Here is a 12821-nt window from a genome sequence, read left to right on the forward strand (position 1 = left end):
CTAAGAGGCTTTCTGCGCGACCGGCGGTGCGTAGGCCGGCTTGCCCAGCCCCAGCATGTACTGCGCGATCATGTTGCGGAACACCTCGAGGGTGCCGCCGTAAATCCCGACCAGCGGGGCGAACCGGTATACGTACTCCGCGGCGCCGTCGTCGGCCGCACCGTCGGTGCCGATCGGCAGCGTGGACGCGGTGCCGAGGATATCCATCAGGTCCGGTGAGACGTCGCGCATCGTCTGCGCGAGTGCGACCCGCCCGAAGATGCCGGGCGCGCTCAGCGCCGCTTCTATCCGCGCGGCGCTGCGGCCCAATCGGTACGCCACCGCCCCATCGTCAATGAGCCTGCGCCCGCCTCCGTCCCGCTCTGCCACCTTGCCCGCGGCCTTGTCCAGCGCGTCGGCCATGAACCCGGCCTGGTGCATCATGATCGACACATCCTGCAGGCCGTCGGGGGCGGCCGCGACCGCGCCGTGCTCAACGTTCAGCGGCTCGCGCAGCACCGTCCAGCCCGCGTTCACGTCGCCGAGCCGATACTTGTCGTCCACGCGCACGTCGCTGTAGTAGACGATGTTGGTGCGGTCACCGTCGACGGTGCGGATGCCCTGGATCTCGATGCCCGGAGAATCCAGCGGGACCAGAAACATGGTCAGGCTCTTGTGTTTCGGAGCCTGAGGATCGGTGTTGGTGATCAAGAAGACGTACTGGCAGTTGTGCGCCCCGGTGGTGAACATCTTGGAGCCGTTAATGATCCAGCCGTTCCCGTCCCGCACCGCCCGGGTTTTGCAGGTGGCGATGTCGGATCCGCCCTCGGGTTCGGTATAGCCCAGGCACAGCCGAACATGGCCGCTGAAGACGCCCGGCAGCACTTCATCCCGCAATTCGCTCGATCCGAACCTCGCGACCGAACGGGCCACCATGGAGGTGGTGCCCCAGGTTACCCAGGGCACATGGGCGCGCCGCTTCTCCAGCTCCCAGATGCGGCGATGTACCCGGCTGAAGCCGCCTTCGGCTTCCGGCTTCCATTCGCGTTCCAGATAGCCGGCGGAACCCAGGGCCAGGTGCACCCCTTCGTCGAAGTTGTCGCCCGTTTCGCGGTCGCGCCGCTTGACCTCGTCCGTCACCTGCGCGCGCAGGAATTCGCGCGCATCGTCCAGGAAACGCTGATCGTCGTCGGACAGCGAGACGCGTGAGAAATCCACTTATGTGCCCTCTCCACTTTCGCGTGCGGCGACGAGTTCGCCGATGTACTTTGCGCTGGCGCCGGGATCCCCGCCGGCCAGGGCCCAGCCGCGGGCACGCACCAGGTACGCCGTGGCGGCCGCCTCCGCCGAAACACCGAGACCGCCCTGCACATGCACCGCCATGGTCGCGGCCTTCGCCGCCTCTTCGGCCATGAACACGAACGCCGCGGGTGCCAACTCGGGGCGTTCCTCGGGCTCGTTGTCCAGGAACCAGGCCGCGCGCCGCGCCAGATTGCGACCACCCTGCACGGTGATGGCGATGTTGGCCAGTGGATGAGAGATGCCCTGCAGCGTCGAAATCGGCACGCCCAGCGTGTAGCGGGTCTTGGCGAATTCGGCGGCGATCGTCATGGTCTCTTCCACCAGGCCCACCAGCGCCGCGGCCGACAGCACCCGCCACTCGTCCAGCGCGCGTTGGTATTCCGCTGCCGCATCGGGTCCGCTGGCCAGCACGGTGCGGGTGTCGGCGGTCGCCGGATCCACCCAGGCCATCGGCAGGCGGCCGATGTTGTCCACCTTCGTCGGGCGGGTGCCGAAGGTCAGCGCGACGACGTCCCCGTCTGCAGTGCCGTCGCGCACGATGATCTGGTCGGCGATCGACCCGGTCGGCAGCAGCCGTGCCCCGGAGACGTTGTCGTGCTGGGGATCGAACGCGGTGAGTCGCTTGCCTTGGACCACATCAGGTTCCGACGCGCCGAGCCGGGCCAGCAGCCGGGCCGCGCAGACCTGGTCGATCCACGGCACCGGCGCCAGTGACCGGCCGATTTCCTCGGCCACCAAGGTCAGATCGACGAGCGTCGCACCGTCGCCGCCCGCGGACTCCGGCAGCGCCATGGTCGTTGCACCCATGGCGCACAGTCGTTCCCACAGGTTCTTGTCGAAGCCCGTCTCCTCCGCGGCACGCACGGTCTCGATCGGGCAATGCGTCTTGAAGAAATCGCGGTACGCGGCCTGCAACGCCTCGTGGTCGGCGGTCAGGCTGTAGTCGAGCCTGCGTAGTTCGTAACGGTCCATACTCAGCGTTCCTCCTGGCCACCGAAGAAGAATTCTTGCGCGTTGTTGTAAAGATAGTTTTCGAGGACGTCGGCAGGCAGATCCAGCGCGGCGGCCTCGGGCACGACACGGTGCATTTTCAGGACCGGCCAGTCGGAAGCGAAGATCACCTTGCCCTGCCCGCGGGTCTGCATGTAGTGCAGCAGGCTCTCCGGCAACCGCTTCGGCGACCATGCCGACGTCATCAGGCGCAGGTTGGCGTATTTGATCAGCAGCCTGATCGCGATGTCCCACCAGGGATCCGCGCCGTGGATCATGCACAGTTTCAGTTCCGGGAACCGCACGCACACCCGGTCGAGGTGGATCGGATTCTGCACCTCCCCGGGGATGGGCGGCCCGGGGATGCCGGTGTTGACGCACAGCGGAAGCTCGAGCTCGGCGCATTTGGTGTAGAGCGGGTAGTAGACGGCGTCGCTGGGCGGGTATTGGCCGTCGCCCCAAAAACTCGGCCCCACAACCGCATACGCCACGGGGAGGTCCTTAACGACGGCGGAAAGCTCCCGCAGCGAGGGCATCGGGCGCAGTAGGTTCACGCCGCCCATCGCCAGGGCGAACCGCTCGGGCTTCTCCTCGACGAATTTGCGCGCGGTCACCGACGGCTTGGCGAGGTTGTCCATCAGGATGGCTTTGCGCACACCCCGGGTGTCCATTTCGTCGAGCAGCTCGGACAACTGGACGGGCTCGAACATGGACTCCGGCCCCTTGAAGTAATCGTCACGTACTTTGAGCATCCAGGTCGGTTGCTTCTCGGTTTCGCCGAAGTGCACGTTGACCAGGCAATCGATTGCTTTCATGTGGACATCGGCGCCTCTGCTGTTGCTTGACGTTTCGCCCAACGGTAATCGGCCTTCCCATTGCCCAAGCGTTGGACGTGCTCGACGAACAGGAATTCCTTGGGCGCCTTGAACCGGGCGAGTTGCGTGGTGCAGTGCGTGTGTAATTCATCGGACGCGGCGGCGGCTTCCGCGCGGAGTTCGACGAGAGCGACGAGTTCTTCGCCCCAACGCTCGCTGGGGCGCCCGACCACCAGTGCGTCGGCGATCGCCGGGTGGGCGCGCAGCACCTCTTCGACTTCCTCGACGAAGACCTTCTCGCCGCCGGTGTTGACCACCAGCGAGTCGCGGCCGAAGAGTCGCAACGTGCCGTCAGGCTCCAGGCCGGCGCGGTCGCCCGATATCACCACTCGCTTGCCGTCGATCTCCGGGAACGTCTTGCGGGTGGCCTCGGGATCGTTGAAGTACCCCAACGGGATTCGCCCTTCCCGGGCGACCCAGCCCACCTCGGGGTCACCCGGCGAGAGAAAGTGGCTGTAGTCCTCGGAGAGCACCAGTCCGCCCGCCCGCAGGGTGAACGTGTCGGATTGCGTGTCACGCCGGCTGTGGCCGAATCCCATGTTTCCGGTCTCCGACGAGCCATACCCGTTGATCACCGTGACCTGAGGGATCAATTCCACGAGGGCGCGTTGGTATTTCGGATTCGTTGCGGCGCCGCCGGTGCCTATCGCGTACAGCGACGACAGGTCGTAGGAGCCGAGCCGCAGTTCTGCCACCAGTGGCGCGGCGTAGGCGTCGCCGACCATCGTCATCAACCCAACCTTCTCGCGCTGCGCCGTCTCCAAAACCGTTCGCGGGTCCAGCTTTTTGCCGGTGTCGTACATCACCACGGGCGTGCCGGCCATGATCGCCGAGAACGCCGTCCACATGCCGGCCGCGTGCATCAGCGGCGATACCGCGAACCACGGTGCCCCGGCCGCCTCACGCACCTTGTCGTGGATCTCCTGGGCGCAGGCATGGTCCGCCCCCACCATCGACGACACATAGATGTCGGACTGCCGCCACAACACGCCCTTGGGCCGGCCGGTGGTGCCGCCGGTGCAGATCATCAGCAGGTCATCCGGCGATGCCGTGACGTGCAGGTCGGTATCCCCCCGCGCCAGCGCATCTTCCAGCGACACCGCGCCGGGCAGGTCCGGGGCATCGCTGCCGTCGTCGACCGCGATCAACAAATCGACGCCGTCACGAGGGAGAACGTCGGCGAACTTCGCGCCCAGCGCGCGGTGGTAAATGACCGCCCGAGGCTGTACGTAATCGAGAAGTTCACCGACTTCGCGCGGCGTGTAGTAGTAGTTGATGTTCACCGGGACGGTCCGGGCCTTGAGGCACCCGATGACCATGTCGGGGTAGAGATCGTTGTGCATGACCAGCGCAACCCGGTCCTGCCCGCATTCCCAGTTCTGCAGTTCCGCCCGCTCCCGGTGAGCGCCGAATCCCTTGCTCGCCAGGAAGTTCGCCAACCGACGGGTGCGGTCCGCGGACTCGGCGAAGGTGCTGCGGTGGTCGCCGCACACCGTCATCGTCCGGTCGCCAATGACGCCCGCGATCTCGTCGAGCACCGCCCCGATGGTCCATTCGCTCATGCGCGTGAGCGGCTAAACAGCCGACCCGACCTTTACGCCAAGCAGATCCAACGCGTTGTCCCGCATGATCTTTCGGACATCGGAGTCGCTGAAGCCTTTCAGCTCGTCGGTGAACGATAGCGGCGACTCGAGACCTTCGCCGTGCGGCCAATCAGAACCGAACAGGATCTTGTCGACCCCGATGACGTCGGCCAGCGCCGGCAGATCGTCCTCGTAGTAGGGCGCGATCCACACGTTGTTGCGCAATTGCTCCACCGGGTCCTGTGGGAAGAACTTGGGCTGGTTGTTGGCCGCCTTCTTCAGACGTTTGACCAGCCGGTGCACGAAGTATGAGCCGTTTTCGATGCTGACCGCCTTCAGTTTCGGATGACGGGTGAACACGCCATGCACGATCATCGAGGCCATCGTGTCGTGAATGGCCCGGTCGTCCAGGAGCACCTGATCCAGCGGATCCTTGGCGCCGAAGCCCTCGAACGTCGACTTGCCGCCCCACAGCGCGGCGATCGCCAGATAGCCGCTGTCGGACAGGTGGAAGCCCACCGGCACCCCGGCCTCGGCCAGCCGGGCCCACACCGGGTCGTGGCTGGGGTCACCCAGCGACCGCGGCTTGACCATCCCGGGAACCGGGGCGGGTCGCACCAGCACCAGCTTGGCGCCGCGCGCCAACACGAACTCGACCTCTTCGACCGCCTGTGCCGGGTCGGCCAGGGAAATGATCGGGGCGGAGACGATGCGGTGATCGGGACGGTCGAAGCCCCAGTCCTCGTCGAGCCACAGGTTGAACGCATGTACCGACGCCATCGTCGCCTCGATGTCGTGTTTGAGCGCTTCCTCGACGCCGCACGCGAAGGTCGGCAGCATGAACACCGTCTCGATGTCCTGGGTGTCCATCACCGTGATGCGCGCATCGCGGTTCTGGTACTCCGGGTGCTCGGCGAGTCGTTCGACCTTCATCAGCGACGCCGGGTCGACACCTTCCGGGATCTCGCCGCGGAACAACAGATCCAGGCAGCCGGGCACGATGATCGGGTCGAACGTGACGTTGGGGATGAAGTGGTTGATGCGCTCACCCATCAAGGCCCAACTGCGTTTGCCGTCGCTGACGATCTGCACACCGCGGCGCTTGAACCGCTTGTCCAGGTGCCGGGTGAATGAGTCGACCGGTTCGTAGTAATGGTTGTCGACGTCGATTGCTTGGTAGCCCAACGCGTTCATGATGATCCTTTCGGCTCAGGTCGCCAACGGCGGAAACTTCGGGGGCCGCTTCTCCAGGAAGCTGGTGATGCCTTCGATGACATCGGGCCGCAGCAGCGACTCGTGCATGAGTGTCTCGGCGCGGGTGCTGACATCGGCGACATCGCTCAGCGCGTCGCCGTAGGCCTGCTGCTTGATCACCGCCAGTGAAGCCGGTGAACAGTTGCGGGCGATGTCCTCGGCGTACGCCAAGGCGCGGGACATCAGTTGTTCGGGCGCGACGACGTCCTTGACCAAGCCGAGTTCCGCGGCCTCCTCGGCGAAGAACGTGCGCCCGCTCAGCAGCAGGTCCATCGCCGCGCCCCAGCCGGCGAGCCGCGGCAGTATCCAGGAGATCCCGTACTCGGCGATCAAACCTCGCCGGGTGAACGCGGTGGCGAATTTGGCTCCGGCGGCCGCGAACCGGACATCGCACATCAGGGCGTGGGTCAGGCCGATGCCGACGCAGGCGCCGTTGACTGCGGCGATGATTGGCTTGCGCAGCTCGGTGAGGAAGTGCGGGTGGCGGTCGCCGACCAACGTGGTGACGTCGGTGTCGCCGTCACCGAGTTTTTCGTCGATGGATCCCGCGCCACCCAGATCCGCGCCCGCGCAAAATCCCTTGCCGGCACCGGTCAGCACGATCACCCGGACCGCGGGGTCGGCTTCGGCACGGTCGATGCCGGCGTAGAAGCCCCTCGAGATGTCGGGACCCCAGGCGTTGAGTCGCTCGGGGCGGTTGAATGTCACGACCGCAACACCGGCTTCAGTGGTCTCATACAACACCGCCTCATCGGTGACCACACGGTGCGCGGCGCTCATTCCTGCCATCCCCTCATAGCTGTCCGACTGGCGAGTTAGTACCCATACTGTATACCTATCGGTACCGCATTCCACAACTGCCGCCGAACGCCCCTGAACCGCGACTAAACTGCGATTTTCGGTGGTCGGCCCGCCAGTGCGATCGCCCCGGGATCGAGGGTTGGCGACGGTTGTGGCGATTGACACGCCGGCGTCATGTTTGCGTCCACCACGTGATCGGGAACGCGTAGAGGAGCCAATCATCACATGGGGAAGGAGAGGCAATGGTTGACACCAAGAGCGGCCCGGTCGAACTCGTTCGGGGCATCGTAGAAGACGTCCTCGGGAAGACCAAGCAGGTCATCGGCATCATCATCGGCCACAACGACCTGGTCGAAGAGGGCAAGGCCCAGCAGGACAAGGCGGACGCGCAGCGCAGCGCCGGGAAAAAGGAAGCGGCCGCCGAGAAGGCCCGCGGCAAGGCCAAGACGTACGAGGAACGTGAGCGGGCCGAACAGCAGTAAACGGCCGACTGAGCGAGCGGGCCCGGTTCGTTCACCGGGCCCGCTTCGCGTTGTAATCCGTTCTACTGCAACACCGTCCGGATCAAGCCCAGGCGCTGGTAGGCGTGCTCGATCTGAGCCTTCGCCTCGGCGGGCAATTCTGCCTGCGGGGGGCGGGAATGCGGATACGCACCGATCGGCAACCCCAACAGTGAAGCGGCGTACTTGAACGCGCCGCCCCAATGGGTGAAGTAATCCGCGCGCCCGGGGTAGCACGTCCACCACGATCCGACGTCGAGGTCGAACTGATCCAGCCCGGACTCGCGACCATAGTCCATGGCCTCGACGAGCTTGTCGCTGCGCACCAAATCCCAATACTCGGAAAACAATCGCCGCTCCGGCGTCTCGATCAGGTAGCCCGAAGTACCCAGCTGCGCCGGGCACACGATCCCGTCGCGCAGCCACCCGGCTCGGTACACTGTTTTGTCGCATTCCCACACCACCAGGCCGGGTGCCAGCTCGTGCAGCAGGCGGCTGCTCGCCGGCCGGAAGGCGCCCTCCTTGGTGGCGCACACCGCGGGCACCTCGTCGTAGATCCGTGCACTCTCGGCCGGGGTCAACACGTAGCCCGACGACGGCGAATTGAACATGCCCAGAGCAATATTCGTGCGCGCGGCGACGTAGTGGAAAAAGCGCAGCACGCCGTCGCCGCCGTGGGCTTCCATCATCGGCGTCTGGATGTAAGCGATGTCGGCGCCCGCCTCCTGGGCGTGCAGCGTCAGATCCACGCAGTCCTTCGCCGACATGGCCGCCGTGCAGGCCTGCACCACCACGCCGGGATTAATGCTGCGCGCCTCTTCGACCGCGACCTCCAGCAGGCGCTTCCGCTCCTCGAGAGTCAGCGACCAGAACTCGGCGATGCCACTGGTGCACCACAGCATCGGATGCCCGAGATCACCGACGCAGTAGCGCACCAGCGTCCGATAGGCGTCCCAGTCGATGTCGTCGCCGTCGGTGCCGCAAAACGGGGTGTAGAGGGAGTCGCCGATCCCCCGCAATGCGCCGGGCGCCCACGCACGCGCCTCCGCTGCCGTAGCCACAGTCGACTCCTCCTGTCTCCCAATCGTTTTCTTCGACCCATGCTCAGGTGAAGTCTGAACCACCGTCGACGTTGATGTTGGCGCCCGTCATATACGAGTTGCGCCGCGAGACGAGGAAAGCGGCGACCGGGCCGATTTCGTCCGGGAGGCCCGCCCGCGGCATGTGCGCGGGATGACCGAAATGCTTCTCGATCGCCCCCATCAGGGCATAGGGATCGTGGCCGTCGACGCCCACCGAATTCGCCCAGCCGACCAGTGATTCCGACGCGATGCTGCCCGGGGATACCACGTTGACCAAGATCTCGTCCTTGGCCAGTAGCAGGGACAGGTTCTTCGAAACGCTCGTCAGCATCGACTTCGCCGCCGTGTAGGCAGGCAGCATGACACTTTGCCGCTGAGTCGAGTGCGCCGAGAAGTTCACGACCCGCGCCCATTGCGCCTTGCGCAGCAGCGGGAGCGCCGCGCGCACACAGCGCACCATGCCCAGCACCCCGTCTTCGACCGACTGGCGCCATTGGTCGTCGGTCAAATCCTCGAAGGTGCCCGCAGCGCCCGGCCCCACTGTGATGACCAAAGCGTTGAGTTCGCCGTCCCAGCGCTGGGACAGCTCGCCGAACACTTCCTCGACCGCGGCGTCATCCCCGATGTCGGCGACGAGGCCGAGTGCGTCCGGGCTGCCCCGTTGCGTGAGATCGGTCACCGCGGAGTCCAGCGCATCACGGCTACGGCCGACCACCGCGACGCGGGCACCCTCGTCGGCAAGGCAGCGCGCGGTGGCCAAGCCCATCCCGCGACTACCGCCGACCACCACCGTGGTGGCATTCGCCAGCCCTAGATCCATTGCTTAATCCGTAGCTCTAACCTGGTCATTTTCGCCTGTCCAGCCGATTTACCAAAAAGCCTACGATAGGTATTACAGTAGCAGAGGGAAAATGCGACACGTAAGCGTATACGCAGGTCAGAACAGAAGAGCCGGTAAATTCGACTTTACCGGTAGCACGGCTGCCAGACCGCATGCACGAAACAGATTTTGATGGAGGTTCCCGTAGTGGCAAAACAGGCAACCGCCGATAAGCGCCAGCGACGCGAGCGCGGGTCCATCAATCCCGACGACATCATCAGCGGCGCATTCGAACTCGCGGAGCAGGTATCGATCGACAACTTGAGCATGCCGCTGCTCGGCAAACATCTCGGTGTGGGTGTGACGAGCATCTACTGGTATTTCCGCAAGAAGGACGACCTGCTCAACGCGATGACAGACCGCGCCCTGAGCAAGTACGTGTTCGCGACTCCCTATGTCGAAGCCAGCGACTGGCGCGAGACCTTGCGCAACCACGCGCGCTTGATGCGCAAGACGTTCATGGGTAACCCAATTCTGTGCGACCTGATTCTGATTCGGGCGGCCCTGTCTCCGAAAGCGGCGCGGATGGGCGCACAGGAGATGGAAAAGGCGGTTTCCAATCTGGTGCAGGCCGGCCTGTCGCCGGAGGATGCGTTCGACACCTATTCGGCGGTTTCGGTTCACGTCCGCGGATCAGTGGTGCTGCAACGGCTCTACGAAAAGAACCAATCGTCGGATGTCGGACCGCGCGCCATCGAGGACGCCGTTGCCATCGACCCGGAAAAGACCCCGCTCCTTGCTCAGGTAACCCGCATCGGACACCGGATCGGGGCCCCCGACGAAACCAATTTCGAGTACGGGCTCACCTGCATCCTCGATCACGCCAGTCGGTTGATCGACGAGAGCAACGGATCCAAGGGCAAGGCGGGGGCAAGCCGCCCGCGCAAGACATCGACCGCGCGAGGGCGGTCCAAGGCGCCGGCGAATCGCTAGCTGCAGCCGAAAACGCTTGTCACGCCTCGGGTTCGGGCACGTGGAAGTGCTCGTCGCGTAGCCGGAAGGCCTCCCTGGCGCCGTGCTGGGCGCGGGTCTTGACGAAGTTGAATTCACCGGGCGCGAATTGCAGGTTGGTGCCGAAGGCGTGGAACAGATAGCTGGCGACCTCCTCGCCCTGGTACACCTGGCTCTGCTCCACAAGCCGGAACGCCTCCTTGGCGATGACGACCCCGTCGGCCGGCATCTTCGCCGCCTTCTCGGCCCAGTAGCGCGCCCGGGCGGTCACCGAACCGGGATCGCAGGTTTCCGTGAAGATTCCGAGCTGTTCGATCTCGCCCGCCTCGATGATGTCACCGGTTAACAGCAGACGCCGGGCCAGCACCGGCCCGAGCCGGTGGAAGAACATGTGCAAGCTGCCCAACGCGGGGCCCAGGAAACGGGTTGCCGGCATGCCGATCTTGGTGTCCCGCGCGATGACCGAGATGTCGGTCATCAGGGCCATCTCGAAGCCGCCGCCCAGCGCATAGCCGGCGATCTCGCCGACCGTCACCTTGGGGAAGCCCATGAAATTGTGATAGAAGCCAAAAGACTTGCGGTCCACGGTGAGTCGCCGGCGCTGGCTCGGGCGCCGTTTGGCCGCCTCATCATCCGAGGCCGTGGCCTTGTCGCCGTACCACCCGTACGCATTGTTCATGTCGGCTCCGGTGGAAAAGACTCCCTGCGCCCCGCGCAGTAACACCACCGTGAGGTCGTCGTCTTCGGCCACCCGATCCAGACAACGGGCGACGGCCTCGCGCATGGTGGCGTCGTAGGAGTTGCGTTGTTGGGGATTGTTCAGCGTGATCGTCGCGATGCGCCGGTCGCGATCGATGTCGAACAGCACACGATCGTCAGGGGTGCTCGAAGCGGTCATTTGTCGGACTCCTTTCGGCGCCTGCCGAATCGCGATCCGGCAAGCTTTTCAGGCCGTGATGCCAACGTGTTGACCTCGCCCGTACACAGCACTTCGTCGTCGAGCAACAGTCGCGCCGTCGACGTGATACCCCGGTCGCCCTGCGAGCGCGCGATGTCGAATCGCAGCTCGGTCAACACCGGTGTGGGTCTGCGGAAGGTCACGGCCAAGGATCGGGTTTTGCCGGAAAGGCCGGTGACGCAATTGTGGTGCTGGATGACGCAGTCGAAGAAGACGCCCAGGAAGCCGCCGTGCACCAATCCCGGCGGCCCTTCGTAGATCACCGGGAAGTCGACGTCTCCCGTTGCTTTCTCGGCGTCGAATTCGCTGAACCGGTACTCGGGAAAACACGGGTTGTAGGCGCCGATGTCGGTTGCGTGGTTGAGATAGACGCGCCGGGGATCGTCGGGCAGTTCGCCGATGCGCGGGGCGTTGTCCGCCGGCGCGACGGCCGACAGCTCGGTTTCCCACTCGGCGAACTTCTCCAGCATGGCGTCCACCGCGGGTTGCGGATGCTCGAGGGATACCAGCAGCGAGCTCAGGCGGCGCATGGCCGCGGCGGCGGCCACGGTCTGGGCCAGCGGCGCCTCGCCGAATCTGGTGCTGTCGTCGGCGGCGCCATCGGCGCCACTCCTCCTCATCGCTGGCGCTCTGCATCGTCGTCGGCGGCGCCATCGGCGCCACTCCTCCTCATCGCTGGCGCTCTGCATCGTCGTCGGCGCGGGCCATGGTTCTCTCTTTCACCTGGGTAGTTTCGCAGGCAGCGTATCCTTGCTAACTTATACAGCGTATCAATCGTATTGCCTACTGTATGGGTAACCGTATCGGCGGAGAAAGGCCGGGTCGACGGTGAGTCAGGGGGCCGACACGGCCGGAACCGAGGGTTCGGTAACAGTGCACCGAGACGGTGCGGTGTTACAGGTGAAGCTCGATCGCCCATCCCGGCGTAATGCGTTGACGCAGTTGATGATCGGGACGCTGGTCCAGTCCCTGACCGATGCCGCCTCCGACGATTCGCTGCGAGCCGTGCACATCCGGGGTGCCGGAGACGATTTCTGCGCGGGCGCCGACTGGGTGGCCGCCAACGATCCCGGCGGACAACGCCCCCGCACCGGTGATCTGGTGCGGCGGATTCCCCACGCCGCCCACCGCGTGATCGAACTCGTCGCAACCATTCAGCTGCCCGTGGTGTGCAGCGTGCGGGGATGGGCCGTGGGATTCGGTTCCAATCTCGCGCTGGCCGCTGACTTCACCGTGGCCACCGACGATGCGGTGTTCTGGGAACCGTTCCTCGACCGCGGCTTCAGCCCGGACTCGGGAGCCACCTGGCTGCTGCCCCGGCTCGTCGGACTGGCGCGGGCCAGGCGGATGCTGCTGCTCGGCGAGAAGGTGAGTGGGCACGACGCGGCCGACTGGGGACTGATCCACCAGGCCGTAAGCGGAGCCGACCTCGACCACGCCGCGGAGGAATTGGTGGGCCGGCTGGCCTCCGGACCGACGGCGGCGATCGGGCTGGCCAAGCAGGCCCTGAACTTCGGCCAGCATGCAACGCTGAGCCAGTCGCTGAACCAAGAGTTGTTCAACCTGGAGTTATCTTGCCGGACAGGCGATTTCAAGGAAGGCCTGGAGGCCTTCCGGCAGCGACGGGATCCGGATTTTCGTGGCCGCTAGCTCTCGGGCGCCGAGT

General features: G+C 65.2%; 13 protein-coding genes. 3 read left to right on the plus strand and 10 right to left on the minus strand.

Going from position 1 to position 12821, the window contains the following annotated elements; all coding sequences use genetic code 11:
• The 6 genes from A5775_RS06505 to A5775_RS06530 are packed head-to-tail and all read right to left on the minus strand — an operon-like array spanning position 1 to position 6763.
• The gene (locus tag A5775_RS06505; protein WP_067249405.1) at positions 1-1197 is read right to left on the minus strand and encodes an acyl-CoA dehydrogenase family protein; all 1197 of its coding nucleotides are present in this window, start codon (positions 1195-1197) and stop codon (positions 1-3) included.
• Positions 1198-2253, minus strand: coding sequence for an acyl-CoA dehydrogenase family protein (locus A5775_RS06510; RefSeq protein ID WP_067249408.1), 1056 nt, complete (start codon positions 2251-2253; stop codon positions 1198-1200).
• A gap of 2 nt (positions 2254-2255) precedes the next feature.
• Positions 2256-3086, minus strand: coding sequence for an amidohydrolase family protein (locus tag A5775_RS06515; RefSeq protein WP_067249411.1), 831 nt, complete (start codon positions 3084-3086; stop codon positions 2256-2258).
• Positions 3083-4708, minus strand: coding sequence for an acyl-CoA synthetase (locus A5775_RS06520; RefSeq protein ID WP_067249415.1), 1626 nt, complete (start codon positions 4706-4708; stop codon positions 3083-3085). Before A5775_RS06520 ends, A5775_RS06515 begins: the two co-directional genes overlap by 4 nt.
• 12 nt (positions 4709-4720) lie before the next feature.
• On the minus strand, positions 4721-5923 hold the full coding sequence (locus A5775_RS06525) for an amidohydrolase family protein (RefSeq protein WP_067249419.1): 1203 nt from the start codon (positions 5921-5923) through the stop codon (positions 4721-4723).
• Positions 5924-5938: 15 nt separating this feature from the next.
• On the minus strand, positions 5939-6763 hold the full coding sequence (locus A5775_RS06530; RefSeq protein ID WP_067249422.1) for an enoyl-CoA hydratase: 825 nt from the start codon (positions 6761-6763) through the stop codon (positions 5939-5941).
• A gap of 263 nt (positions 6764-7026) precedes the next feature.
• On the opposite strand from A5775_RS06530, the gene A5775_RS06535 reads away from it, so the two are divergent.
• Positions 7027-7266 carry a general stress protein CsbD gene (locus tag A5775_RS06535; protein ID WP_067249425.1) on the plus strand — a complete coding sequence of 80 codons (240 nt, stop codon included), beginning with the start codon at positions 7027-7029 and terminating at the stop codon, positions 7264-7266.
• Between the two features lie 62 nt (positions 7267-7328).
• On the opposite strand, the gene A5775_RS06540 is transcribed toward A5775_RS06535, so the two are convergent.
• Positions 7329-8345 carry a dihydrodipicolinate synthase family protein gene (locus A5775_RS06540; RefSeq protein ID WP_067249429.1) on the minus strand — a complete coding sequence of 339 codons (1017 nt, stop codon included), beginning with the start codon at positions 8343-8345 and terminating at the stop codon, positions 7329-7331.
• A 43-nt stretch (positions 8346-8388) separates the two neighbouring features.
• Complete coding sequence (locus A5775_RS06545) at positions 8389-9186, minus strand: SDR family NAD(P)-dependent oxidoreductase (RefSeq protein ID WP_067249433.1); 798 nt, start codon at positions 9184-9186, stop codon at positions 8389-8391.
• A gap of 192 nt (positions 9187-9378) precedes the next feature.
• Between A5775_RS06545 and A5775_RS06550 the strand changes: the two genes are divergently transcribed.
• On the plus strand, positions 9379-10179 hold the full coding sequence (locus A5775_RS06550) for a TetR/AcrR family transcriptional regulator (RefSeq protein WP_067249437.1): 801 nt from the start codon (positions 9379-9381) through the stop codon (positions 10177-10179).
• Between the two features lie 19 nt (positions 10180-10198).
• Here A5775_RS06550 and A5775_RS06555 read toward each other — a convergent pair whose 3' ends face one another.
• Together A5775_RS06555 and A5775_RS06560 are read right to left on the minus strand one after the other, a co-directional pair.
• On the minus strand, positions 10199-11095 hold the full coding sequence (locus A5775_RS06555; protein WP_067249440.1) for an enoyl-CoA hydratase/isomerase family protein: 897 nt from the start codon (positions 11093-11095) through the stop codon (positions 10199-10201).
• On the minus strand, positions 11092-11775 hold the full coding sequence (locus A5775_RS06560; RefSeq protein WP_067249443.1) for a hypothetical protein: 684 nt from the start codon (positions 11773-11775) through the stop codon (positions 11092-11094). The genes A5775_RS06555 and A5775_RS06560 overlap by 4 nt, the downstream gene beginning before the upstream one ends.
• 208 nt (positions 11776-11983) lie before the next feature.
• Between A5775_RS06560 and A5775_RS06565 the strand changes: the two genes are divergently transcribed.
• Complete coding sequence (locus tag A5775_RS06565) at positions 11984-12805, plus strand: enoyl-CoA hydratase/isomerase family protein (protein WP_067249446.1); 822 nt, start codon at positions 11984-11986, stop codon at positions 12803-12805.
• The last annotated feature ends 16 nt before the right edge of the window (positions 12806-12821 follow it).

It is taken from the genome of Mycobacterium sp. 852002-10029_SCH5224772 (genome assembly GCF_001667315.1).
Taxonomy (GTDB): domain Bacteria; phylum Actinomycetota; class Actinomycetes; order Mycobacteriales; family Mycobacteriaceae; genus Mycobacterium.

Excerpts from the sequence above, each read along its gene's own strand:
- A5775_RS06525 (WP_067249419.1), bottom strand. The coding sequence starts at position 5,923 with ATGAACGCGTTGGGCTACCAAGCAATCGACGTCGACAACCATTACTAC.
- A5775_RS06530 (WP_067249422.1), bottom strand. The coding sequence starts at position 6,763 with ATGAGCGCCGCGCACCGTGTGGTCACCGATGAGGCGGTGTTGTATGAG.
- A5775_RS06560 (WP_067249443.1), bottom strand. The coding sequence starts at position 11,775 with ATGAGGAGGAGTGGCGCCGATGGCGCCGCCGACGACAGCACCAGATTC.
- A5775_RS06550 (WP_067249437.1), top strand. The coding sequence starts at position 9,379 with ATGGAGGTTCCCGTAGTGGCAAAACAGGCAACCGCCGATAAGCGCCAG.
- A5775_RS06510 (WP_067249408.1), bottom strand. The coding sequence starts at position 2,253 with ATGGACCGTTACGAACTACGCAGGCTCGACTACAGCCTGACCGCCGAC.
- A5775_RS06515 (WP_067249411.1), bottom strand. The coding sequence starts at position 3,086 with ATGAAAGCAATCGATTGCCTGGTCAACGTGCACTTCGGCGAAACCGAG.
- A5775_RS06545 (WP_067249433.1), bottom strand. The coding sequence starts at position 9,186 with ATGGATCTAGGGCTGGCGAATGCCACCACGGTGGTGGTCGGCGGTAGT.
- A5775_RS06520 (WP_067249415.1), bottom strand. The coding sequence starts at position 4,708 with ATGAGCGAATGGACCATCGGGGCGGTGCTCGACGAGATCGCGGGCGTC.
- A5775_RS06555 (WP_067249440.1), bottom strand. The coding sequence starts at position 11,095 with ATGACCGCTTCGAGCACCCCTGACGATCGTGTGCTGTTCGACATCGAT.
- A5775_RS06535 (WP_067249425.1), top strand. The coding sequence starts at position 7,027 with ATGGTTGACACCAAGAGCGGCCCGGTCGAACTCGTTCGGGGCATCGTA.